This window comes from Deinococcus terrestris (assembly GCF_009377345.1).
In the GTDB taxonomy this organism is placed as follows: domain Bacteria; phylum Deinococcota; class Deinococci; order Deinococcales; family Deinococcaceae; genus Deinococcus; species Deinococcus terrestris.
On sequence record NZ_WBSL01000001.1, the window covers coordinates 1,214,069 to 1,235,609 of the forward strand.

Below are 21,541 nucleotides of genomic sequence, written 5' to 3' on the forward strand. Positions count from 1 at the left end.
TCCGAAGCCGCCCGCCCCGTGCGGGCGGTTTCGCGTGGGCATGGATCAGGCGGGCCGCGCTACACTCGCGCCCGTGACGAGGCGGCGCAGGAAAAGAGGAGCGGCGGTGCTGGCACTGCTGGGGCTGGCCGGAACGTGGGCCGCCGCCCGCCCGGTGGCGGTGGGCGGCGCGGTGCAGGCGGCGGCGGTGGAGACGCGGACCCTGCCGGGGGGGGGCGAGGCCCTGGCCGTCTGGACGCTGCCCCGGTTGGGCGTGGCGGTGCGCAACGATCCGCAGGACGTGCGCCTGCGCTACGGCGAGCGTGAGTTACGCCACGCGCCGGGGACAGGCTGGCGGGCGGTGGGCTTCACGCTGCCGGGGGGGACGGGGCTGGCCGCGCCGCAGGCCATGGGTCCCAGCCTCTACGTCCCCCTCGCTGCCCTGCGACTGTTGGGAGTGCCGGTGACAGCGGACACGCCCAGCCTCCTCGGGTTCGCTGCCCCCGCCACTGTGCCGGAGGAGACGCTGCCGCCCTCCCCTGACTTGCCTGCCGCCGACCCTGCCCCCGTCCCGCTTGCCCTGCCTCCACTCGCGAACCTCGACACGGTGCGGGTGGGGCGCTCGGTGTACCGCACGGTAGAGGTGCAGCGGGTGGTCTTGGAACTCAGCGCAGCCGCCCCCCACAGCGTGGTGCGCGAGTCGGGCGGCCTGAGCGTGGTCCTGCCGCGCGTAACGGGCAGCGCCTCGCAAACGGCCCTGCGGAGCGGCGACCTGCTGCGGGTGGACCCCGCCGGGGACGGGGTGCAGGTTCACCTGCAAACGGGTGGGGGTACCAGCGAGATTTTTACCCTGGAGGACCCCTACCGGGTCGTGATCGACACGACCACCCACCTCGACGCCCGCGTGCCGCCTCCCATCAACCCGGAGGCGCTGCCAGAGGGCGTGACCTACCGCACGCGCGGCGGCGGGCTGCACCTGCTGAGCTTCGACCCGGCCCGGTTTCAGCCCCGCGTGGTGACGGCCCCGGTGGGCGCGGCGCGGGACGTGGCCGCGCTCGTGAAGGCGGCGGGGGGCGTGGCAGGCGTGAACGGCGGCTATTTCGATCCCGCAAGCAGCCTGCCGGTGGACCTCGTGGCGGTGGGCGGCCTGCTCACGGCGGGCAGCCTGGAGAAGCGGGCGGCGGTGGGCTTTACCCCGCAGGGCACACCCCTCTTCGGCTATCCCCGTCCCCGCTACGTGGTAGGCGGCGACTTCGGGAGCCTCACGGTGAACGGGGTGGGCGCGAAGGCGCGGCCCACCCTGCTGACGGCCTTCGTGGGGGACGGCGCGACACGGGTGGGGGCCGAGGGCCTGACGACCCTCTGGGCCGAGGGGGGCCGAGTCAGCCGTGCCGCTTCGGGGCCGGTCGTGCCGCCGCGTGGGGTGCTGGCGCTGACCTTCGACCCGGCCCGCTTTCCCGCGCTGCCGCGCACGCCGGGCACCCGGCTCACGGTGTCAGTGAACTGGCAGGCGACCGACGCCCCCTGGGAGCGGGCGCAGGACGCGCTGGCCGCCGGGCCGCTGCTGGTGCAGGGCGGGCGGGTGGTCCTCGACCCGAAGCGCGAGGCCTTCGACACGGGCGCGAGCATCTGGCGGGCCACCCGGCAGGTCGCCTTCGGGGTGCTGGAGGGCCAACCCACCGTCGCCTACCTGGAGCACGGCACGCCGGAAACGTTCGCGGCGGCTCTGGCGGGAGCAGGCGTGCGGGACGCGGTGCGGCTGGACAGCGGGTCGAGCGCGACGGCCTTCGTGACGGGCGGGTACGCGGGGCTGGGAGGCTACCTCAATACGGTCTGGAGTCGGCCGGTGCCCAACGCGATCGTGTTCGTCCCGAAGGTGACCGGGGCGCGGAAATAAGATCTAGCTAGGCGCCCACCCGCAGCCGCTCCAGCAGCCGCACATACGCCTCGGCGGTCACCCGCACGTCCCCGAGAGAGCGGTGCCGCCCGCCAGGGGCGAACTCTAGCCCCAGCCGCTCGGCGAGGAGGTCGAGGCGGTGCGAGCGCTCGCCGGGAAAGGCGCGGCGCGAGAGCTGCATGGTGCAGTGCTCGGCGCGGGGTGCCCAGCGCAGGCCGTGCCGCCCGGTGGCCGCCCGCAGGAAGCCCCCGTCGAAGCCGATATTGTGCGCGACCACCGCCGAGTCGCCCACGAAGTCCAGAAAGGCGGGCAACACGTCGCGCAACTCCGGCGCCCCGCGCACCATCGCGTCGCTGATGCCGTGAACCTGCTGCGCCCGCCAGGGAATCCGCAGGGGATCGCCCAGGCTGTTGACCGGGCGCACCAGCGTCTCGAAGCGCTCGTCCTCCACGACGCGTCCGTCGCGCACCCGCATGGCCCCGATCTCCACGATGGCGTCGCGCTCGGGCGAGAACCCGGTGGTTTCCAGATCGAAGACGACGACGTTCACGCCCCCAGGGTAGCGCGGCAGGACGGGGGCGGGGTCACTCCTCCGTGGCGATCATGTCTGACTGCACGCCCGCCGCCTGGGCCGCCATCAGCGCGGCGAGCGCCTCCTCCTTGCCCTTGGCCTCGACCTCGATCCAGGGCACGTCGCGGTAGGCACTCGGGAAGTCGGTGATCAGGTGGCTGTGGCGGCGGTCCTGCGGGCTGTCGATGCCGTTGGAGAGGTGGACGACCTGCCACTCGGGAGGCTGCCACGTCGCGCGGGCCTTGAGCACCCACTCGCGGACGCTGGGGTCCTCCTGGCTCTCCAGCTTCTCACGGACGACGTGGTGGTGGGCATCGAAGACGAGGGGCACGCCCGTCGCCTCACAGATCGGCAGCAGGTCCTGCGGGCCGTAGGCGCGTTCGTCGTTTTCCAGCCCCAGGCGCAACCGGGCGCCCTCGGGCAGGTCGGGGATGATCGCGGCGAGTTCGGCGGCGCGGCCTCCCTTGCCGCCGTGCAGCAGCAGCAGGTTCCAGGTCGAGCGCGGAAACCCGAAGCGGTCGAGCGTGTCCGCGTGGGCGGCCAGGGCACGGGCGCTGGAAGCGCGGACCTCGGGGCGGTCGGAATTGAGCACGATGAACTGCTCGGGGTGCATCAGCACGCGAATACCGGCGTCCTCGAAGGCGTACCCCGCCTCCCGCATCTGCGGGGCGAGGTGGTCGAGGACCGCCCGCCCGGTATCGTCGCCCTCCAAGTCAAACATTGGGAAAAGGCTGGAACTCAGGCGGTAGAGCCGGATGCCCCGCGCCGCACAGAAGTCGGCCGCCCGACGCACCCGCACGATGTTGTCGGCGTAGAGGTCGAGCAACTTGGCCTCGCGCTCGGCGGGGGGGAGCTTCTGGTAGTTGGTCAGGGTAACGGTCCGGAAGCGCACCTCCGGGCCGACCGTCATGCACACCAGCCCGTAGGCGGGAGTGGTCACGAGGTCCCCCGTTTAGCCGCTGCCCGACAGCGGTCGGAGCAGTATTTGACCTGCTCCCAGTCGCGCTCCCACTTCTTGCGCCAGGTGAAGGGCAACCCGCACGCCACGCAGACCTTGCTGGGCCGCTCAGAAGGCTTGCGGCCCCCGCCGAAAGTTCTGGCCCGCTCAGGCATGGCGTGCCCCTATGTTCTTCCCTTCGTCCATCACGACCCACCGCATGGAGACAGTCTGAAGGCTCGCCCGCCGCGCGACCGTGGGCATGAAGGAAATGGGTTGACGCCGGGATCAACACCCATCAAGCTAGGTGACACAAGCCTTGCGGCACAAGACTTGCCTCTGGAGGTTTCCCATGACGCCCCTGAAATCCGGCACCGTGGATCTGGTCATCCTGTCGGCCCTGCACGAGCAGCCGCGTTATGGGCTGGAACTGGCGGACCATATCGGCACCCGCAGCGGGGGCCTCTTCGAACTCTCGGAGGGCAGCCTTTACCCCGCGCTGCTGCGGCTGAGCAAGGCCGGGCTGATCGAGGGCGAGTGGCAGCCCACGCCGGGGGGCGGCAGCCCGCGCAAGGTCTACCGCCTGACGGACAGCGGGGGCCAGGAACTCGCGCGGCGGCGGGCCGAGTGGGAGCGGCTTCAGGTCGCGGTGAATGCCCTGCTGCTGCGCCGGGGGGTGCGGGCGTGAGCCGCGTCTTTTCCCGCTATGTCCACCGCGCCACCCTGGGTCTGCCCCGGCAGGAGCGCCTGGAGGCCGCCGCCGAACTCCGCACCCACCTGATGGACCGCGCCGCCCGGCTGGAGGCCGAGGGCTTCAGCCGCGAGGAGGCCGAACACCTCGCCGTCAAGGGCATGGGCGACGTGGGCGTCACCAACCGGCAACTGCTGGGGCACGTTTTTACCAACCAGGTCGCCTGGGTGGTCCTGGCCGCGCTGGTGCTGGGGGGCGGAGGCTGGTGGGTGTGGCAGAACGTGCCGCTGCCGATGTGGGGACAGGCGACGTGGCGGTGGGACAATGAGCTGACGGTACCGGACCTGACACGCCTGATGGAAGACGATTCCGCGCCGCGTTCCCCCTATCATGCTGGTGACCTGAGCCTTCCAGCACGCACGGCGTGGTTCTACATCACTGTAATTCCACGGCGAGGCGCTGGGGCTGGTGTCCTCAGCATCCGCAACCTGCAATACCGGAACGGCTCAGCGTCCCCGCACCCTGCCCTCAATAGCCGCATCCAGGCCCGCCTCCTGCTCAGCGCTGAACCCTGGGCGGCCCAGACGTGTGCCCTGCGGAACGGTCAGCCCCAGATGCAGATTTATGCCGCTCTCCACACCCATCACCAGGACCTGGGCTCTGATATGACCGGCAACAGCAGTTGCACAGGAATCGTGCTGCCTGCCCCCCAGAACCTAGCCGGTGGATATTCCACCTTCTGGAAGCGTGACCTCTGGCATGAGCAAACCGTCCCACTGAATCAATGGACGGTGTTGGCCGCATACATTGTCGATCTTGGGGAGAAGGAAGCAGGCGGCAGAACTGGCTTCACCAGGCAGCCGGACAATGCCCATGACTACCTGCTGGCGGTGATGCCCGCCGACCGTCCCATGCACCGGTCATCAGGAGGGTTTGAAGCCCTCAAGCACGCTGGCCTGACAAGCCACCTTGACGGCTCCAACTGGGCAGAAAGTGCTTTCGGCCTCCCCCGCCCCACGCTCCATGAGCCCTAACCCCCCAGCGCCGCGTGCGCTTCCAGCAAGAGCGCCTCAGTCTCGTCCCAGCCCACGCAGGCGTCGGTCACGCTCACGCCGGGCTGAAGCTGCGACAGGTCGGCGGGAATGGCCTGCTTGCCGGGGCGCAGGTTGGATTCCAGCATCAGGCCCTTCAGCGCCGTCTGCCCTGCTAGGCGCTGCGCGAGTACGTCCCGCCACACTGCCCCCTGCCGGGTATGGTCCGAGCCGCTGTTGGCGTGCGAGCAGTCCACCATGACAGCGGGCGTCAGGCCCGCGCCCTCCATCAGCGCGGCGGCCTCCGCGACGAAGGGGGCGGCGTGGTTCGGCCCCGCCCGGCCCCCGCGCAGGATCACGTGTCCGTGCGGGTTGCCCCGCGTGTGGACTACGCAGGCGCGGCCGTCGTCGTCGATGGTGAAAAAGGCGTGGGGATGCCGTGCGGCGAGAATGGCGTCCACGGCGAGCTTGAGGCCACCGCCCGTGCCGTTCTTGAAGCCCATCGGGGCGCTGACCGCACTCGCCATGACCCGGTGGGTCTGGGACTCGGCGGTGCGGGCACCCAGGCAGGCCCACGCGACCACATCGAAGAGGTACTGCGGGGCGAAGGGGTCGAGCAGCTCGGTGGCGACCGGCAGCCCGAGTTCGGAGACGCGCAGCATCAGCTCGCGGGTGCGGCGCAGCCCGGCGTTCATGTCATTGGCGCCTGTCATGTCGGGGTCGATCAGAAAGCCGCGCCAGCCCACCGTCGTGCGGGGCTTGTCCACGTAGACGCGCATTTGGACCTCCAGCCGGTTCCCCACCCGCGCCCGCAGCCCGGCGAGGCGCTCCGCGTAGGCCACCGCTTCCCCGAAATCGTGGACCGAGCACGGCCCCACCACCGCGAGCAGGCGCCCGTCCCGCCCCGCGAGGATGTCCTGCGCGGCCTGCCGCCCGGCCAGGACCGTCGCTTCGGCGGCGGGTGTGAGGGGAAGCTCGGCCTTGAGGTCGCGCGGGGTGACGAGCGGCGTGAAGGCCGTGACATTGAGGTTCTCGGTGCGGGCGGGGTGGGCCAGAGGTTCGGACTGGGGCATGGGGTCCTTTCGGGGCTCAACTGAAAATCCCCGGAGGGCGCTTCTCCTCCGGGGACAGTGGCGGGTGGGCCGCGCGGCGTCAGACCCGGAGGAACCGGGGCCAATAGAAAAACGCGGCGCGAGGCGACATGCGGGCCAGTCTAGGGCGGCCCGGTGAGAGGGGAACGTCAGCGGTCTAGGGGATTGGGCGGGGCCGGAGCTGGGGCGCAGCGGCGTTGTGCTGCTGGGCGAGCCACCGTGTGAGGACGGACTTGGAGGAGGGTGGAAGAAGAGCCCCCATCTTCGGAGAACGCACCAGGGCAAGGGGGCGGGCCGCCGCCTGTCCTCAGCCCCGGCCCCTTCCCCGTGTGCACCCTCCCGGTTCGCCTGCGCCTGTCCGCTAGACTGGCCTCCGGTCGGACGCGGCGCCCGGTGGCTACGGGCCGGGGCACGCGGTTCCGAGGACCAGCGGAGCCGGAGGGGGACGGCTCTCCTTTCTCGTCCATGCGGCGAGCCTGCCCCCGGAGGCCCCCGGCGGGGCAGGACGCGTGCCCGGAGGTGCCGATGTCCACACGCCCGAGTCCCCACCCCGCAGGCGGTCCATGACGCTCGCGGTCTTCTTTCCCTTTCTGATCGCCGCGCTCGCCGCGTGGCTGGGGCCGAGGCTGGGCCGCCGCACCGGCTACGTCGCGGCGGCGGCCTTTCTGCCCGCCCTGCTGCTGATTCCCGAGCTGCTGCGGATGCCGGGGGCGGTCCCCGCCCTGGAAGTCACCCGCTGGGTGCCCACCCTGGACCTCAACCTCGCCTTCCGGGGGGACGGGTTCTCGCTGCTGTTCGCCGCGCTGATCGGGGTGATCGGCACGCTGGCGAGTCTGTACTCGGTCGCCTACCTCTCGGAGCGCGAGCGGTTCGGGCGCTTTTACAGCTACCTGCTCTGCTTCGGCGGCTCGATGCTGGGGCTGGTGCTGACCGACAACCTCGTCGCGCTGTTCGGCTTCTGGGAGATGACCAGCGTCACGAGCTTCCTGTTGATCGGGCTGTGGCATACCCGCTCGGCGGCGCGGGACGGGGCGGTCAAGGCCTTTCTGGTGAGTGCGCTGGGCGGCCTCGCGCTGCTGGCGGCGGTCGCCCTGATCGCGCTGGGGGGCGGCAGCACGTCGCTCTCGGGGCTGGACGTGGGGGCGCTGCGTGAGTCGGCCTACTTTACCCCAGCGCTGCTGCTCACGCTGCTGGCAGCCTTTACCAAGAGTGCCCAACTGCCCTTCCACCTGTGGCTGCCCACCGCGATGGAGGCGCCCACCCCGGTATCGGCCTTCCTGCACTCGGCGACGATGGTGAAAGCGGGCGTGGTCCTCGTCGCCAAGTTCGGGCTGATCTTCGGCGGGGCGGCGCTGTGGTCGGGCATCATCGTGCCGGTGGGTCTGGCGACGCTGGTGTGGGGAGCGTGGCTGGCGCTGCGGCAGACCGACCTCAAGGCGCTGCTGGCCTATTCCACGGTGTCGCAGCTCGGGTTGCTGATGAGCCTGTACGGGCTGGCCGACGCCGAGGGAAGATTCGCCGCGACCGCGCACCTGCTCAACCACGCGGCGTTCAAGGCGGCGCTCTTTTTCGTGGTGGGCATCATCGACCACGAGACCGGGACCCGCGAGATTCCGTTGCTGGGGGGCCTGCGGCGGGCGCTGCCGGTCACGTTCGCGGCGGCGCTGCTGGCGGCCATGAGCATGGCGGGGCTGCCGCCGCTGGGGGGCTTTATCTCCAAGGAGCTGTTTTACGAGGCGATGCTGCACCAGGGGCCGCTCTTTCTCGCGGTGGCGGTCGCGGGCAGTGCGCTGACCTTCGCGTACTCGTTCCGGCTGCTGCGGGTCTTTCTGGGGACGCCGCGTGCCCCCGCCGGGGCCGAGCCGCACGAGGCCCCGCCCGGCCTGACCCTGCCCGCCGCCGGACTCGCGCTGACCGCCCTGGTCTTTGGGGTGCTGCCCGGTACGGCGGAGGCCCTGACGCGCACCGCGCAGTCGGCGCTGAACTTCGGGGACTACGACGGTTACCTCTCGCTGTGGCACGGGGTCACGCCCGCGCTGCTGGCGACCCTGCTGACCTGGGCGCTGGGGGCGGTGCTGGTGTGGCAGGCGAGGGGAATGAGGGCGCTGGGACGGCGGCTGACCCCCCGCGTGAACGCGAACACGGTGTATTACGGCCTGACCCAGACGGTGAATGTCTTTTCCTCGTGGCTGATCGCGCGGACGCAGGGGCTGCCCCTCCCGGACCAGCTCCGGATCATGCTGGCCGCCGCCGCGCTGATGGCGGGGTACGCCGTGTGGCGGGCGCCGCAGGTCTTCTACCCCATCGGGACGCTGCCGCTGGGCGTGCTGCCGGTCGCCGCGCTGCTGATCGCAGGGGCAGTGGGAGTGCTGCTCTCGCGCGGGCGCCTGACCGCCGTGATCGTGACCGGCCTGACGGGCTTCGGCAGCGCGGCGGCGTTTCTGGCCTTCCGGGCACCTGACCTCGCGCTGACCCAACTGCTGGTGGAGGCGGTCACGGTGATCCTCTTTCTGCTGGCCTTCCGGTACCTGCCGGGGGTGCGCGACCTGCCGCGCACGCGGGGGCGCTACGTTTTCGACGTGGCGATTGCAGGATTGGCAGGGGTGGGCATCACGCTGCTGGTGCTGTCCAGCGTGCGCTTCCTGGCCCCGCCCATCTCGCCCTACTACCTGGAGTACAGCTACAAGGGCGGCGGCGGCAAGAACGTAGTCAACGTGCTGCTGGTGGACTTTCGGGGCTTCGACACCCTGGGCGAGATCACGGTGGTGGGGATGGTCGCGCTCGCGGTGCTGAGTCTGGTGCGGCTGGGCAAACCGGGCCGTCCCCGCCGCACTCCCGACGACACGGCAGACCTGCCCGCCCGGAGGCGACCATGACCCGCCCGCCCGCCCCTTCTTCCTCCGGCCATGAGGCCCCGGCCCCCGCGCCGCTGACCAATGACCCCATCCTGCGCTCGACCAGCCGGGCCGTGTTCGCGCTGGTGCTGCTGTTCGCGTTTCTGCTGCTGTGGCGCGGGCACAATGCGCCGGGGGGCGGCTTTATTGCCGGGCTGATGACCACGTGTGCGCTGGTACTGCACCGCATCGCCTACGGCTTTTCCGCGCTGCGGCTCGACCCGGCGCGGCTGATTCCCTGGGGGCTGGCACTGGCCTTCGGGACCGGACTGGTGCCCTACCTGCTGGGCAAGCCCTTCCTCAAGAGCGACTACGGCTACATCACCACGGCGGTTACGGGCGAGTTCGAGTGGGCGACTGCGCTGCTCTTCGACCTCGGCGTTTTTCTGGCGGTCGTGGGGGCCAGCCTCACCATCGCTTACGCGCTGACCGAGGTGGCCCCGCAGGAAACGGTGGAGGGGGACGAATGAGCCGGGCCGCCCTTCCCCGCCCCCGCCTCCTTCCCCTTCCGGAGATCCGCTGAATGGAAACGCTTTTTGCCGTGATTATCGGCCTGCTGGTGGCGGCAGGCGTCTTTCTGGTGCTCTCGCGGGTGATCGTGCGGGTGGTGCTGGGGCTGACCTTTATCAGCTACGCGGCCAACCTCGCCATCCTGACCGTGGCGGGGCTGCGCGAGGTCTCACCGCCGCTGCTGACGCTGCCCGGTCCCTACATGGACCCGCTGCCGCAGGCGCTGATCCTGACCGCCATCGTGATCGGTTTTGCCACCACCGCGCTGCTGCTCACGGTGGCGCTGCGGGCCTATCAGGTCGCCGGGCACGACGACGTGGAGGCCTTCGGGGACAACCTCGCCCGTGACCCGGACGCGCACGACGGCTCCTTTGCCGACCCCGAGCACCAGAGCCCCGACCGCCCAGACGTGGAGGACATGCAGGACGACGAACCCGCTCCTGCCCCCGCCGGGGGGCGCCCGTGACCCCGGCCGACCTCGCGTGGCTGCCGCTGGCGCCCATCCTGGCGCCGCTGGGCCTCGGCGTGCTGCTGCTGTATCCCTGGCGCCGCCCGGTGCGGGTGGGGCTCGCGCTCGCCGGAGCGTTCGCGGTGCTGCTGTTCGCGGCGTCGCTCGTCGCGGCCACCTCGGGCGGGGCGGTGCTGGTGAGCAGCCTGGGAGGCTGGCCCGCGCCCTTCGGCATCGTGATGACCGCCGACCGCTTGGGGGCGTGGATGAGCCTGCTCGCGGCGGTCAGTGGGGTCCTCGCGGTGTGGCAGGCCGCCGCTGACCCCGACCCGGTGCGCGAGAAACACCACCTTTTCGGCCTGCTGTTCTTCCTGTTCGCGGGGGTGCAACTGTCCTTCCTGACGGGAGACCTCTTCAACCTGTTCGTGGCCTTCGAGGTGATGCTGGTCGCCTCCTACGCGCTGGCGGTGCTGGGCTCCACCCGCGAGCAACTGCGCGAAGGCTTCCGCTACATCGTGATGAATCTGGTCGCCTCGGCGCTGCTGGTGGTGACCTGCGGGCTGGCGTACGGGGTGCTGGGCACGCTGAACTTCGCGCACCTCGCGCAGCGCTCGGCCGAGCTGGGGCCAAACACCACCGTGACGGCGGTGGGCGTGCTGCTACTGATCGTCTTCGCGGCCAAAGGGGCACTCTTTCCGCTGGGCTTCTGGCTGCCGGGCACTTACCCGGCGCTGCCGCCCGCCGTGGGGGCCTTTTTCGCGGCGGTGCTTACCAAGGTGGGCATCTATGCCCTGATCCGGGTGTTCACGACCGTCTTTAACCAGGACCCCACCCTGCCCAACACGCTGCTGCTGGGGCTGGGCGCCGTGACGATGCTGTTCGGGGCCTTCGGGGCGGTCAGCCAGCGCGAGTGGCGGCGCATCTTCTCTTTCACGGTGATCAGCTCGGTGGGCTACCTCGCCTTCGGACTGGGGCTGGGCACCCCCGAAGCCTTGCGGGCCAGCGTGGCCTACCTCGCGGTGAGCGTGCTCGTGACGGCGGCGCTCTTTGCGATCGCGGCGGTCGCGGAACGGGCAGCGGGGTCGCGGCTGGTGGCGGTGCGGGGCATGCTGGACTTCATGCCGCTGCTGGCCGCGTGTTTTCTGCTGTGTGCGCTGACGGTGGCGGGGCTGCCGCCCTCGGGGGGGTTTGTCGCCAAGTACGCGCTGGTGCGGGCCGGATTGGCCCAGGGGTCGCCGTTGGCGCTGGCCGCCGTGTTCAGCGCCCTGCTCGCCAGCCTGATCCTGCTGTACGCGATGTTGGGCGTGTGGCGCGGGTTTTTCTGGGGCAAACACCTCGTGATGTTCCCGGTGTACCGGGTGCCCTTCGCGCTGCGGGCCGTCGCCTACGCCGCGACCGCGCTCGTGGCGGGGCTGACCCTTTTCGCCGGGCCGCTGCTGGGCTGGGCCGACGCGACCGCCGCCGAGTTGAGCGAGCCGGGGCAGTACATCCGCGGCGTATTGGGCGACGAGCCCATCGTGATTCCGCCCCCGCCCACCGTGCCGGAGGAGCCGTGAACCGCCTCACCCTGGTCTGCCTGCTGGCGGTGGTCTGGGCGCTGCTGCTGGGCGAGCCGAGCGTCCGCAGCCTCGCCGCAGGGCTGGGGCTGGGGGTGTTGATCGTGCGGCTCTTTCCACGGGCGGTGGGGGCACGCGCCGCCCCCCGCCGGGCACCCGACCTGCGGGCTTCCCTGCGGCGCGGGGCAGCCTGGTTGGCCTTTGCGGGCTTTTTCCTGCGCGAACTGACGGTGGCGAACGTGCAGGTGGCGCTGCTGGCGCTGCGGCCCCACCCCCGGCTCAATCCCCTGATCGTGGAGGTGCCGCTGCGGCTGCGGGGCGAGGGCCTCCTCACCGTCTTGTCGGCCTCCATCACCCTGATGCCCGGCACCGTCACGATGGGCCTGAGCCGTGACCGTCATACCCTCTACGCCCACGCCATCGGCACCGCCGACGCCGAGGCGGCCCGCGCGTCCATCGTGCGGGTGGAGCGTTACCTGCTGCCGCTGGACACCTCCTCTGCCCTCTCCCCCACCGGAGGCCCCGCATGATCATCAACCTGGCCCTGGGCATCGTGACGCTCTCGGTGCTGCTCGTGACCTACCGCGTGCTGCGCGGCCCCTCGTGGGGGGACCGCATCATGGCCTTCGACTTCCTGAGCGTGAATCTGGTGGTCCTGTTCGCGCTGATCGCCGTGCGGACCGGTTACCTCGTGATGCTGGACGCCGCGCTGGTCCTGAGCCTGCTGGGGTTTCTCTCCACCGTGGCCCTGACCCGTTACCTGCTGCTGGGCCGGGTGATGAAGTGAAGCGGTCAGCCGTCAGCCCTCAGCCCTCAGCCGGGAAGCAGGCCCGTCATGAATGACTTTCAACCTGCCCGCGACCTGCCGATCCTGATCGGGGCCTTTTTCGTGCTCACGGCAGCCATCGGGGTGGTGCGCTTTCCCGACCTCTACTCGCGGCTGCACGCGAGCAGCAAGCTCGTCACGCTGGGGTCGGCGGGCATCTTCCTGGGGGTGGCCTTCGCGCTGAGCGACACGGCGGCATTCACCCGGCTGGCGGCGGTGCTCCTGTTCCAGTTCCTCACCACGCCGCTCTCGGCGTACCTGATCGCGCAGGCCGCCTACCTGCGGGGCCTGCCGCCCATTCTGGGCGACGGGCGGGGGGGGGGCGGCGGCACCGACGAGTGGGGCGCCCTGGGCCGCGCCGACGAGGTCGCGCAGGCCGACCGCGAAGCCCAACGGGCGCTGGCCGAGGAAGGCCTCGCGGAAGAGGGATAGACGAGGGAGACGAGGGAATCGCGGCGCCCGACTTGGACGGGGTAGGTCTGCCCGGCGCCCGACGGGGCGAAGGTTGGGGGGGCGGGGTTCCCGCTCTCCCCTGGCCTTTCCAGCGCAGCTCCCGAAGGCTGAGGCCCGGCGCGCTGCTCCGCTCGTTTCAGCCTTCAGAACGGGGAAGGTACCAGTGGAGGCTGAAACCCTGGCCGCGCACCGTGCGGATGCCCGCCTGCTCCGTCACCGACGCGAGCTTGCGGCGCAGGGTCGAGACATAGGCGTCCAAGGTGCCCCCGGAGTCCGTTCCCCCGGCCCCCATCAGCTGTGCGCGGGGGACGACCTGCTGACTGCGCGCGGCCAGCGCCTGCAAAATCTCCGATTCCCGGACATTGAGCTTGACGCGGCCCAGCGGCCCCCGAAGCTCACGCGCCTGCAGGTCCAGCGCGGCGGTCCCGAACGAGACGACCTCCCGGCGCGGCGCAGGGTCCTGCCTGGAAAGCTGCCCGATGCGGCGGGCCTTGCGGGCCTCCTTGTCGGCATACAGCCGGGTGTCGGCCAGCGCGATGACGTCGGCCACGGTCGCGGCCTCGTCCGGCCAGCGGGCCACACCGAACGAACACCCCGCCTCCGGGAATCCGGCGGCCCGCGCCGCCGCGACTCCGGCATCCAACACCTCCAGGACGTCGGCCTGCACCAGCTCGGGCGAGGCGTGGCCGCCGTGTTCGACCAGCAGGGCGATCTCGTCTCCCCCCAGGCGAAACACCCCCATGTGCTCGGCTGCGCTGGCCCGCAGCGTGGACGCGAACACTTGCAGCAGCATGTCCCCGGCGGCGTGCCCACGCGTGTCGTTGACCCTCTTCAGGCCGTCCAGGTCGAGCATCGCCACGCTGAAGGTGGCCCGCGCCGCAGCTTCGCGCACCTGCGCTTCGAAAGCCCGTCGGTTGCCCAGGCCAGTCAGGATGTCGGTCAGGGCCGCTTCACGGGTGCGGCGGGAACGCTCCTGTTCCTCGACCGCCACGCGCAGGGCGCGGCCCGTCGCCCCCAGCACCCGGCGATCCCGCTCGCTCCAGCGGACATCCTGATTCATGCGGCCGAGCAGCAGGACATACGTGAAGTTGTTCGCCGTTCCTGCGGGCAAGCTGGCAAAGCCCTGCAAGCCCGCGGCGACCAGGGCCGGGTGGGTCACCCGCTCCTGCGGGTAGCCGCTGACGAACGTCGGCTCGTCCTGCCGCGCCGAACGGTGCAGCAGGGGGTCGCGCACACTCAGCACGCCGGGCAACTGAAGCCGCACGAACGTGTCGCTCTGTTCGTCCCTGGCCCACACCGTTTCGAAGGCCACCTCATCGCTGTGGATGCGGGCGAGGGTGCACCAGTCGGCGTCCACCAGGCCCATGACCAGAGCGACCGCGTGTCGGGCGAGATCCGGGGGGTCAAGGTCAAGCTGCATCAGCTGGGACACCCCCAGCAGGGTCTCACTCACGAGTTGGCTCTCGCGCAGGGACTGAATCAGGGTGGCATTGGATTCCAGGGCGCGTTGCAGCTCGACGTTCTCGAGGTGTTTGAGTTCGGCGTCACGCCGGGCGGCCTCGGCTTCGAGGCGCTGGAGTTCCGCTTCGCGCCGGGCCGTCTCGGCCTGGTGGCGTTCCTCCAGCTTGAGCAGTTCGGTTTCCCGCTCTTTCTTGTAAAGCTGCTCGTTGAAGGCCACCAGCTCCTGGCTGAGCGCGTAGGCCTGCTCGAACTGTCCGAGCTTCGCATGGCTGTCCACACGGATGGGGAACACGGCCTGCTGCTCGAGTTCACTCAGGGCGAAGGTCCGGAGTTCCTCGTAGGCCTCCAGCGCCGCCTGGTATTCCCCGGCATGGTGCTCCACGATCACCCGCGAATACAGCAGATTCTGTCGGGCGCGTCCTCCCAGCTGAGGCATCTCGTTCAGGGCGCTTTCCAGGTCGCGCCGCGCCGTGGCCACGTCGCCGCGTTCGGTGTGCACCTGGGCCAGATGACACACCGCACTCGCCCAGGTGCTGAACTGCTTGGTCGCAGAGGCGAGGTCCCGGCCCCGCTCCATCCAGGTGGTGCCCTCATCCTGTTCACCAGCCTGATAGCGCAGGATGCCGAGATTCAGATAGGCCCGGGAGAGGTTGCCCTGCCCCCGGGGGCCGACTTCCTCCAACACCTCAATGGCCGTGCAGAAGTAGTCCTCAGCCTTGCGGGGGTCGGTGATAAACCACAGCACCCCGATGTTCATCAGGATACTTCCCTGCAGCAGAAGGTCGCCCATGGTCCGGGCCACCTCCAGGGCGGCGTGGTGCTGGGCCAGGGCCTGGTCCCGCTGACCCAGCACGTCGGATGCCAGCGCCGCCATCATCAGACTGCGGGCGAGCCATTTTAGGTCGTCCGCTGCCCGCAGCCCTTCGGCGGCCTCCAGGCTGAGGGCCTGGGCCTGCGCGGACTCACGCTCCTCGAAGGCGACGGCTCCCAAGACGGCCTGGGCATGGAACCCGAACTCGGGGTGAGCCTCCCAGGCCTGCGCGATGGCCCGGGCACGCGCGGGGTCCGAGCCCTGCAGGTTCCAGGCGAGGTCGAGTTGCTCGGGAGGAGACAGAGTACCGGGCACAGCCGAGGGCAGCATCCACCGATTATGAAGGGGGCATAGGCGGACGCGTAGACACCCGTTCAGGGCTGACTTCAGAGCGGGCCGGGGGCGAGGGGGGCCAGGCCCGATCCCTTCCCCCTCAGCCCGTCGCCGCCCCCCTACGCCTGCGCCGCGTCCCCGGTCCCGCCTCCACGCGGGCGCCACAGGCTGACAAGAACGCCGCCGCCCAGAATTGCCAGGGTGACCGTGAGGCTGATCGCCGGGTCCACCTTGCCGAACGCCTGCCCCCAGAAGATCTTGCCGCCGATAAAGACGAGCACCAGCGCGAGTGCGGGCTTCAAGGCCCAGAAACGGTCGACCAGCGCCCCCAGTGCGAAGTACAGCGCCCGCAATCCCAGGATGGCGAAGATGTTGCTGGTGTACACGATGAACGGGTCCTGCGTAATTGCAAAGATCGCCGGAATGGAGTCCACCGCAAACACCAGATCGGCGAACTCGACGAGCAACAGGGCCAGGAGCAGCGGCGTGGCGTGCAGCCGCACCCGCCCGGCGGCGTCGGGCAGCCGGGTCAGGAACCGCTGGCCGTCGAGCTTCGGGCTGATGGGCACGACCCGCCGCAGCGCCCGCACCACGATGTGCCGCTCCAGATCGGGGGCCTCGTCGTGTCCGCCGCCTCCGCGCAGCAGCTTGACCCCGGTGAGCAGCAGGAAGCCCCCGAAGACCCACATCACCCAGTCGAACTCCGACACCAGCGCCGCGCCCAGCGCGATCATGATGCCGCGCAGCACGATCACGCCCAGGATCCCCCAGAACAGCACCCGGTGCTGCAGAGCGCGGGGAATCGCCAGCGCCGCGAAAATCACGCTGATCACGAACACGTTGTCGAGGGCCAGCGCCTTTTCCACGGCGAAGCCCGTCAGGTAGGCCATGCCGCTCTCGGCGCCCAGTGCCCACCACACCCACGCGCCGTACAGCAGCGCCACGGCGATGTAAAACGCACTCAGGCGCAGGCTGGCCGCGACCCCCAGTTCCTCGCCCCGCTGCCCCCGGCGCCGCGCCAGCACGCCGAGGTCAAAGACGAGCAGGCCCAGCACCAGCGCGAAGAAGACCACCCACATCCACACGGGCTTGCCCAGCCACTCCATCATCCACAGGTCCATTCCGAGCGTGTCCTTCCGGACCGGGCCATCCGGCTGTGCTCAGGGGCGGGAGGCTCCACCAAGGAGGAGGGCCAGCACCCGAGCAGGCGGCCCCGGATGGGGGTCCTGCCCAGGTCTGGCCCTCGCTGCGGGGGACCGGGGCGGCGTTGCCTCCCGAACTGTCGGTCCCCGCGCACCCGGCCGAGTCTCGGCGCGGGCGGCGTACTCCCCTGGAGTGAGCGCAGTGTGACAGAGCGCGGCCCCTGCCGAGTGTGACCGGAGCAACGGTGCCCGCCGGGGGGTCAGGCCTCGGGGTCCGCGATCTGGCGCAGCCGCTCGACCCGCTCGGCCAGCTCCCGGAGGTCCAGGCCGCGCAGGGCGCGGGCCGCGCGCTCCACCCCGGCCCCGTCCACCCGGTTCTCGTTCCAGCCCGCAATCAGCATCGCGCAGCCTTGCAGGGCGTCGCCCATCTGCTCCTTATGGAACATGGCGGCCAGGGTGCCGTCCCGCTGGGGCTGGGTCTGCTGCACCTGCCCCTGCACGTCCAGCACGACCTGCATAAACACCTGATCGAGCCGGGCGCGGTCGTCGGCGGAGAGGGCCACGTCAGGGGAACCGGGAGCTTGCGTCATGGCGGGCAGTCTAGAGGGGCGGTGCCCGGTCCAGGAGAAGGCTCCAGACCCGGTGAAGGGGTCGGCCGCCTGCTCTCAGCCCCCCATGAGGGGCGCGAGCAGCAGGCTGACCAGCAGGCCGTTCAGAATGGCCGACAGCAGCAGGGTCACGCCCGCATGCACGGGGTCGCGCAGGTTCATGCTGGACTGCACCGCGAGGTAACCGAAGGCCACGAGCGCGACGGTTACCAGCAGGCTGACCAGCCAGCCCAGGATGGGGATAATTCCCAGCAGCGTGCCCAGCAGGCTCAGCGGCACGTAGAACAGCGAGAAGGTGTAGGCGACCTCCTCATAGCGCCCGGTGCCCCCGAAGAGGCGGCGGCCCAGCAGGTAGACGGCCCCGGTGAAGATGCCGAATTGCAGCGGAATCAGCAGCAGGCGGCTGAAGAACTGCCCCAGCACCGTCACGTCCCCATGAAAGGGCGCGAACAGGGCCGCGATCAGCGCCGAGGCGAGGGCGGCGAGGCCCACGTACAGGAAAGCCTGCCGCACCCCGCCCCGACGCTCGAAGAGTTCAAACGTCCGGGGACTGGGCCGGGTCAGGACCGCCGCGCTCTGGGCGAACATGTCGGCGAAGGTCGCCTGGATCCGGGTCGGGGCGCTCATGCCCCCAGTACGCGGCGGGGGCCGGGACCGTTCCCGGTGCCCCCCGTGCGAGAATCACCCCATGACCGGATTCCCCTCCCCAGACGCGGACGGCGCCGCGACCCATTCCGGGTTCGTCGCCATCGTGGGCAAGCCCAACGTCGGCAAGAGCACGCTGCTCAACGCCTTTCTCAACACCAAGGTGGCCCCCACCAGCCCGCGTCCCCAGACCACCCGCCGGGGCGTGCGCGGCATCCACTCGACCGACACCCACCAGATCGTCTTCGTGGACACGCCGGGGCTGCACAAGCCCAAGGACGCCCTGGGCAAGTACATGAATCAGGAGGTCCACAGCGCGCTCAGTGACGTGGACGTGATCCTGTGGGTCGTGGACCTGCGCCACCCCCCCACCGAGGAAGACGGGCTGGTGGCCCGGCAGGTGCGCGACCTGCCCAAGCCGCTCTTCTTGATCGGCAACAAGACCGACGCCGCCAAGTACCCCGACGAGGCGATGAAACTCTACCGGGCGCTGCTTGAAGAGCGCACGGGCGAGACGCACGAGGTCATGCTCAGCGCCCAGAACAGCCCCGAGGCGGTGGGCACCCTGCGCGAGCAGATTCTGGACGCGCTGCCGGAAAACCCCTTCTTCTTTCCGCGCGGCGCCGCCTCCGACCAGAGCCGCGAGCAGTGGGCCGCCGAGATCATCCGCGAGGAGGCGATGAAAAAGCTGCGCGATGAGCTGCCCTACGCCGTCGCCACCCGTGTGAACCGCTGGACCGAGCGCGAGGACGGCCTCCAGCGCATCGAGGGCGAGATCGTCGTGGAGAAAAACGCTCACAAGGGCATGGTGATCGGCGCGGGCGGCAAGCAACTGCGCGAGATCGGGCAGGCGGCCCGCAAGCAGCTCGAGGTGTTCCTGAACCGCAAGGTTTTTCTGGGGCTGGAGGTCATCGTGATCCCCGGCTGGCGCGAGGACGAGGAGGCGCTGCGGGAACTAGGGTACGAGTAACGCGGTCCGCGTTCGGTGATGAGGGGGCGGGCGCTCAGGCGTTCGCCTCCTCGCTTTGAAGGTCCAGGCGCCCCCGTTCACGCAGGGCGTCCTCGTAAAAGAGCTTGGTCTGGTACATCCGAATCTGCCCGCCCTCGTACAAGGCAGTGAACTCCTCCCGGCTGACGTAGCGGGCCTCAGCCACCTCGTCGATAAAGGTGGGGGCGACGGTCTGGCCCGGCAGCGGCTCGGCCAGCCAGATATGGCGCAGGACAAACGCGCCGTCGGAAAACTGGCCCAGGTAGGTGTTGAGGTACTTCACCAGCCGGACCCGCAGCCCGGTTTCCTCCCACGCCTCACGCACGGCGGTGTCCTGCGGGTTCTCGCCATCCTCCACGCTGCCCGAGGGGATGTGCCACAGCCCGGCCTTGTCCATCTGCCCCGGCACGCCGAGTTCGCGCACGAGCAGGATGTCGCCGCGCTCATTCAGGATGACCACGCCGCCCGCGTGCAACTCGACCGGAACGTGCGTGCGCTCGCCGTGCTGCATCAGCCCACCACCCGGCGGATGTGGGCGAGGTGGTGCCGACCGTGCCAGGCGTACATGGCGGCCAGGGTGTCCACCGTGTAGGTCTGACCCAGCGCGGGATGGGTCCACTCGCGCCGCCAGTCCTCCGGGCTCAGGCCTTCGAGCAGGGCGGTCCAGCGGACATGCAGGCCGTCCAGCAGGGACAGGCTGGGGGCCACCGGCAGCCGCATGTCGGGCAGCCTCGCCCACTCGCCTTCCTCGTAGGGCTTGATGGTCGGGCGGTCCTCCGTCAGCGCGAGCTTGAGGCGCACCACCGCGTTCATGTGGCTGTCGGCGAGGTGGTGGACGACCTGCCGCACCGTCCAGCCGCCGTCGCGGTAGGGCGTGTCGAGCACCGCGTCCGGTTGCCCCCCGACGGCCGCCCGGAGTTCGGCAGGCAGGGTGCGAATGGCCCGCACCGCCTCCGCCCGTTCCTCCGGCGTCAGGGTGAGGGGCTGCGGCATCGGCCCGAGGGGGAAACGCGGGTCGGTCACTCGCCCGCCTCCTTCCTCGTCCAGCGGTCGGCGTCGCGGGTTTCGACCTTCGCCATCATCCGCTCGAAGCCGCGCTCCAGGCTCAGGCCGCGCTCGTTGCTCAGGCACAGCATTACGAACAGCAGGTCCGCGAGTTCCATCTCCAGGTCGCCAGGGTCCTCGCCAGGCTTGGGCTTCTTCCCATTCCCATGCGCGATGACGCGGGCAATCTCACCGGTTTCCTCGGTCAGGCGGGCTAGCATGAGCAGCGGGGGAAAGTAGCCTTCCTCGAACTGGGAGATGTAGGCGTCCACGCGGCGCCGGGCGTCCTCGAAGGTCAGGCTTGAAGGAGTCAGGCTCATGTCCGGCAGGGTAAACAAAAACCAGCCGCGTGGGGGCGGCTGGCCTCTGGTCGCTGGGAACTGGCAGCTCAGCGAATATACAGGTACGTCTCCTGAATATCGCGGTCGGCTGCCCCGTAGGGCTGCACGTACTGGGTCGTGACGGCATTCCACCGACCGTCGTTGTAGACCCCGCTGAAAACGAGTTCAGTGGTGGGCCGCACGCGGGTGAAGATCGCCCGGACGCGCTGGAGGCCGCGCGGCGCCGCCACGTTGTAGGTCACGCCGTCCTGCGGGCGGGGAAAGACCGTGGTGCCCGCCTGCACGTAGACGCCCTGCACCAGCGTGCTGGCGACGCCGCCGGGTTGCAGGGCGACCAGCGTGACGTAGCCCGGCGTGCGGGTGGTGAGCTGGAACCGGACCTCGTCGCCCACCCGGTAGGTGGCCCCTTCGCCCCGGTCGGGCCGCAGGTCCGCGATCAGGTTGCTGGAACTGCCCGCCAGACCGAGGTTGCTGCCGACGGTCACGGTGCAGGAGCTGAGGCCCAGAGCGAGGGCGCCGAACAAGGCGATTCTGTGCATGAGAGCAGCCTAGTCGCCCAAGCTGACGCGCTCCTGAGAACCCGGTGCCCGGAAGGTCAGAGAGCGCCCCATGTCGTGCCCCGGCGGGCCGTAGCATGGTGTATGCGCCGCCCCCGCCTGCACCCCGCCGTGCCCCGGCTGTTGCTGCCGCTGCTGCTCGTGCCCCTGGCGCCGCCTGCCCAGGCCACCCGCACGGCGGCTCCGGCCCCTGGCTCCCAAGAGACGCGGCCCGCCCCGACCCTGCCCCCAGCCCGCTACACGCTCAACCGCCTGTTCGAGGACGCCGAGGCCGGGCGAATCCGGCTGCTGACGCTGGCAGGCACCGGGGACGCCTCGGTGTATCTGGAGGACCAGACGCGGCCCGTCTCCCTGGTGGTGCCCACCGACGCCGCGACCCAGGCCTCCACCCTGACCCGGCTGCGGCAGGCGGACGTGCCCCTGCGGGTGGTGACGGGCGGCTCGCCCTTCGCGTGGGTGGGGTCGGTGCTCCCGCTGATCCTGACCGGGCTGATCCTGCTGGTGCTGTGGCGCTCGCTGCGCGGCGGGGCGGGCGGTGGGAATGCGGCGGGGAACTTCGGGAAGTCGAAGGCGGCGGTGATCAGCGAGGGCCAGATCAAACTCACCTTCGCCGATGTCGCGGGCTGCGACGAGGCCAAGTCCGACCTGCAGGAAGTCGTCGACTTCCTGCGCCACCCCGAGCGCTACCACCTCCTCGGCGCCCGCATCCCCCACGGCGTCCTCCTCG

General features: G+C 70.4%; 23 protein-coding genes and 1 pseudogene. 12 read left to right on the plus strand and 12 right to left on the minus strand.

The window, feature by feature from the left end:
- Positions 1 to 73 precede the first annotated feature (73 nt).
- Entirely contained in the window at positions 74 to 1,876 is a 1,803-nt protein-coding gene (locus F8S09_RS06025; protein WP_322618576.1) for a phosphodiester glycosidase family protein, read from the plus strand.
- A 7-nt stretch (positions 1,877 to 1,883) separates the two neighbouring features.
- Here the strand turns inward: F8S09_RS06025 and F8S09_RS06030 are convergent, their stop codons facing one another.
- The 3 genes from F8S09_RS06030 to F8S09_RS18295 are packed head-to-tail and all read right to left on the minus strand — an operon-like array spanning position 1,884 to position 3,560.
- Positions 1,884 to 2,426 (minus strand): 3'-5' exonuclease, encoded by a 543-nt coding sequence (locus tag F8S09_RS06030; RefSeq protein WP_322618577.1) that lies wholly within the window; start codon positions 2,424 to 2,426, stop codon positions 1,884 to 1,886.
- A gap of 34 nt (positions 2,427 to 2,460) precedes the next feature.
- Complete coding sequence (uvsE, locus tag F8S09_RS06035; RefSeq protein WP_322618578.1) at positions 2,461 to 3,387, minus strand: UV DNA damage repair endonuclease UvsE; 927 nt, start codon at positions 3,385 to 3,387, stop codon at positions 2,461 to 2,463.
- Positions 3,384 to 3,560 carry a DUF2256 domain-containing protein gene (locus F8S09_RS18295; RefSeq protein WP_152869744.1) on the minus strand — a complete coding sequence of 59 codons (177 nt, stop codon included), beginning with the start codon at positions 3,558 to 3,560 and terminating at the stop codon, positions 3,384 to 3,386. Before F8S09_RS18295 ends, uvsE begins: the two co-directional genes overlap by 4 nt.
- Before the next feature lie 176 nt (positions 3,561 to 3,736).
- Here F8S09_RS18295 and F8S09_RS06045 point away from each other — a divergent pair, with 176 nt between their 5' ends.
- Entirely contained in the window at positions 3,737 to 4,072 is a 336-nt protein-coding gene (locus F8S09_RS06045; RefSeq protein WP_152869746.1) for a PadR family transcriptional regulator, read from the plus strand.
- Complete coding sequence (locus F8S09_RS17610; RefSeq protein ID WP_194165225.1) at positions 4,069 to 5,109, plus strand: permease prefix domain 1-containing protein; 1,041 nt, start codon at positions 4,069 to 4,071, stop codon at positions 5,107 to 5,109. The genes F8S09_RS06045 and F8S09_RS17610 overlap by 4 nt, the downstream gene beginning before the upstream one ends.
- Here the strand turns inward: F8S09_RS17610 and F8S09_RS06055 are convergent.
- Positions 5,106 to 6,179, minus strand: coding sequence for a 3-deoxy-7-phosphoheptulonate synthase (locus tag F8S09_RS06055; RefSeq protein WP_152869747.1), 1,074 nt, complete (start codon positions 6,177 to 6,179; stop codon positions 5,106 to 5,108). The genes F8S09_RS17610 and F8S09_RS06055 overlap by 4 nt on opposite strands.
- A gap of 581 nt (positions 6,180 to 6,760) precedes the next feature.
- On the opposite strand from F8S09_RS06055, the gene mbhE reads away from it, so the two are divergent.
- From mbhE to mnhG, 7 genes are read left to right on the plus strand one after another with little or no spacing between them, the layout of a single operon-like run.
- Positions 6,761 to 9,073 carry a hydrogen gas-evolving membrane-bound hydrogenase subunit E gene (mbhE, locus tag F8S09_RS06060; RefSeq protein ID WP_152869749.1) on the plus strand — a complete coding sequence of 771 codons (2,313 nt, stop codon included), beginning with the start codon at positions 6,761 to 6,763 and terminating at the stop codon, positions 9,071 to 9,073.
- Positions 9,070 to 9,561, plus strand: a complete 492-nt coding sequence (locus F8S09_RS06065) for a Na(+)/H(+) antiporter subunit B (protein WP_152869751.1) — start codon at positions 9,070 to 9,072, stop codon at positions 9,559 to 9,561. The genes mbhE and F8S09_RS06065 overlap by 4 nt, the downstream gene beginning before the upstream one ends.
- Before the next feature lie 53 nt (positions 9,562 to 9,614).
- Positions 9,615 to 10,067: a sodium:proton antiporter gene (locus tag F8S09_RS06070; protein WP_152869753.1), complete on the plus strand. Its 453-nt coding sequence runs from the start codon at positions 9,615 to 9,617 to the stop codon at positions 10,065 to 10,067.
- Positions 10,064 to 11,605: a proton-conducting transporter transmembrane domain-containing protein gene (locus tag F8S09_RS06075; protein WP_322618579.1), complete on the plus strand. Its 1,542-nt coding sequence runs from the start codon at positions 10,064 to 10,066 to the stop codon at positions 11,603 to 11,605. Before F8S09_RS06070 ends, F8S09_RS06075 begins: the two co-directional genes overlap by 4 nt.
- Positions 11,602 to 12,135, plus strand: coding sequence for a Na+/H+ antiporter subunit E (locus tag F8S09_RS06080; RefSeq protein WP_322618580.1), 534 nt, complete (start codon positions 11,602 to 11,604; stop codon positions 12,133 to 12,135). The genes F8S09_RS06075 and F8S09_RS06080 overlap by 4 nt, the downstream gene beginning before the upstream one ends.
- The gene (locus F8S09_RS06085; RefSeq protein ID WP_027459842.1) at positions 12,132 to 12,392 is read left to right on the plus strand and encodes a monovalent cation/H+ antiporter complex subunit F; all 261 of its coding nucleotides are present in this window, start codon (positions 12,132 to 12,134) and stop codon (positions 12,390 to 12,392) included. Before F8S09_RS06080 ends, F8S09_RS06085 begins: the two co-directional genes overlap by 4 nt.
- Positions 12,393 to 12,440: 48 nt before the next feature.
- Positions 12,441 to 12,863 carry a monovalent cation/H(+) antiporter subunit G gene (mnhG, locus tag F8S09_RS06090; RefSeq protein WP_152869755.1) on the plus strand — a complete coding sequence of 141 codons (423 nt, stop codon included), beginning with the start codon at positions 12,441 to 12,443 and terminating at the stop codon, positions 12,861 to 12,863.
- A gap of 157 nt (positions 12,864 to 13,020) precedes the next feature.
- On the opposite strand, the gene F8S09_RS06095 is transcribed toward mnhG, so the two are convergent.
- The 4 genes from F8S09_RS06095 to F8S09_RS06110 form a co-directional block, all read right to left on the minus strand.
- On the minus strand, positions 13,021 to 15,486 hold the full coding sequence (locus F8S09_RS06095; protein ID WP_152869757.1) for a diguanylate cyclase domain-containing protein: 2,466 nt from the start codon (positions 15,484 to 15,486) through the stop codon (positions 13,021 to 13,023).
- A gap of 122 nt (positions 15,487 to 15,608) precedes the next feature.
- Positions 15,609 to 16,610 carry a TerC family protein gene (locus F8S09_RS06100; RefSeq protein ID WP_152869759.1) on the minus strand — a complete coding sequence of 334 codons (1,002 nt, stop codon included), beginning with the start codon at positions 16,608 to 16,610 and terminating at the stop codon, positions 15,609 to 15,611.
- Between the two features lie 281 nt (positions 16,611 to 16,891).
- Positions 16,892 to 17,221 carry a hypothetical protein gene (locus F8S09_RS06105; RefSeq protein ID WP_152869761.1) on the minus strand — a complete coding sequence of 110 codons (330 nt, stop codon included), beginning with the start codon at positions 17,219 to 17,221 and terminating at the stop codon, positions 16,892 to 16,894.
- A 75-nt stretch (positions 17,222 to 17,296) separates the two neighbouring features.
- Entirely contained in the window at positions 17,297 to 17,866 is a 570-nt protein-coding gene (locus F8S09_RS06110; RefSeq protein ID WP_152869763.1) for a YIP1 family protein, read from the minus strand.
- Positions 17,867 to 17,927: 61 nt separating this feature from the next.
- Between F8S09_RS06110 and era the strand changes: the two genes are divergently transcribed.
- The gene (gene era, locus F8S09_RS06115) at positions 17,928 to 18,854 is read left to right on the plus strand and encodes a GTPase Era (RefSeq protein WP_152869765.1); all 927 of its coding nucleotides are present in this window, start codon (positions 17,928 to 17,930) and stop codon (positions 18,852 to 18,854) included.
- Positions 18,855 to 18,888: 34 nt separating this feature from the next.
- Here the strand turns inward: era and F8S09_RS06120 are convergent, their stop codons facing one another.
- The 4 genes from F8S09_RS06120 to F8S09_RS06135 all read right to left on the minus strand — a co-directional run bounded on the left by F8S09_RS06120 (position 18,889) and on the right by F8S09_RS06135 (position 20,796).
- Positions 18,889 to 19,383 carry a Nudix hydrolase gene (locus tag F8S09_RS06120; protein WP_152869768.1) on the minus strand — a complete coding sequence of 165 codons (495 nt, stop codon included), beginning with the start codon at positions 19,381 to 19,383 and terminating at the stop codon, positions 18,889 to 18,891.
- Complete coding sequence (locus F8S09_RS06125) at positions 19,383 to 19,895, minus strand: YfiT family bacillithiol transferase (RefSeq protein WP_322618581.1); 513 nt, start codon at positions 19,893 to 19,895, stop codon at positions 19,383 to 19,385. The genes F8S09_RS06120 and F8S09_RS06125 overlap by 1 nt, the downstream gene beginning before the upstream one ends.
- Entirely contained in the window at positions 19,892 to 20,236 is a 345-nt protein-coding gene (locus tag F8S09_RS06130) for a nucleotide pyrophosphohydrolase (RefSeq protein WP_152869770.1), read from the minus strand. Before F8S09_RS06130 ends, F8S09_RS06125 begins: the two co-directional genes overlap by 4 nt.
- Positions 20,237 to 20,304: 68 nt before the next feature.
- Positions 20,305 to 20,796, minus strand: coding sequence for a DUF4384 domain-containing protein (locus F8S09_RS06135; protein WP_152869772.1), 492 nt, complete (start codon positions 20,794 to 20,796; stop codon positions 20,305 to 20,307).
- 102 nt (positions 20,797 to 20,898) lie between these two features.
- On the opposite strand from F8S09_RS06135, the pseudogene F8S09_RS17875 reads away from it, so the two are divergent.
- Positions 20,899 to 21,541 (plus strand): annotated as a pseudogene (locus F8S09_RS17875) (ATP-dependent zinc metalloprotease FtsH); the annotation flags it as partial.

Excerpts from the sequence above, each read along its gene's own strand:
- F8S09_RS18295 (WP_152869744.1), bottom strand. The coding sequence starts at position 3,560 with ATGCCTGAGCGGGCCAGAACTTTCGGCGGGGGCCGCAAGCCTTCTGAG.
- F8S09_RS06045 (WP_152869746.1), top strand. The coding sequence starts at position 3,737 with ATGACGCCCCTGAAATCCGGCACCGTGGATCTGGTCATCCTGTCGGCC.
- F8S09_RS06055 (WP_152869747.1), bottom strand. The coding sequence starts at position 6,179 with ATGCCCCAGTCCGAACCTCTGGCCCACCCCGCCCGCACCGAGAACCTC.
- mbhE (WP_152869749.1), top strand. The coding sequence starts at position 6,761 with ATGACGCTCGCGGTCTTCTTTCCCTTTCTGATCGCCGCGCTCGCCGCG.
- F8S09_RS06065 (WP_152869751.1), top strand. The coding sequence starts at position 9,070 with ATGACCCGCCCGCCCGCCCCTTCTTCCTCCGGCCATGAGGCCCCGGCC.
- F8S09_RS06070 (WP_152869753.1), top strand. The coding sequence starts at position 9,615 with ATGGAAACGCTTTTTGCCGTGATTATCGGCCTGCTGGTGGCGGCAGGC.
- F8S09_RS06085 (WP_027459842.1), top strand. The coding sequence starts at position 12,132 with ATGATCATCAACCTGGCCCTGGGCATCGTGACGCTCTCGGTGCTGCTC.
- mnhG (WP_152869755.1), top strand. The coding sequence starts at position 12,441 with ATGAATGACTTTCAACCTGCCCGCGACCTGCCGATCCTGATCGGGGCC.
- F8S09_RS06095 (WP_152869757.1), bottom strand. The coding sequence starts at position 15,486 with ATGCTGCCCTCGGCTGTGCCCGGTACTCTGTCTCCTCCCGAGCAACTC.
- F8S09_RS06100 (WP_152869759.1), bottom strand. The coding sequence starts at position 16,610 with ATGGACCTGTGGATGATGGAGTGGCTGGGCAAGCCCGTGTGGATGTGG.
- F8S09_RS06105 (WP_152869761.1), bottom strand. The coding sequence starts at position 17,221 with ATGACGCAAGCTCCCGGTTCCCCTGACGTGGCCCTCTCCGCCGACGAC.
- F8S09_RS06110 (WP_152869763.1), bottom strand. The coding sequence starts at position 17,866 with ATGAGCGCCCCGACCCGGATCCAGGCGACCTTCGCCGACATGTTCGCC.
- era (WP_152869765.1), top strand. The coding sequence starts at position 17,928 with ATGACCGGATTCCCCTCCCCAGACGCGGACGGCGCCGCGACCCATTCC.
- F8S09_RS06120 (WP_152869768.1), bottom strand. The coding sequence starts at position 19,383 with ATGCAGCACGGCGAGCGCACGCACGTTCCGGTCGAGTTGCACGCGGGC.
- F8S09_RS06130 (WP_152869770.1), bottom strand. The coding sequence starts at position 20,236 with ATGAGCCTGACTCCTTCAAGCCTGACCTTCGAGGACGCCCGGCGCCGC.
- F8S09_RS06135 (WP_152869772.1), bottom strand. The coding sequence starts at position 20,796 with ATGCACAGAATCGCCTTGTTCGGCGCCCTCGCTCTGGGCCTCAGCTCC.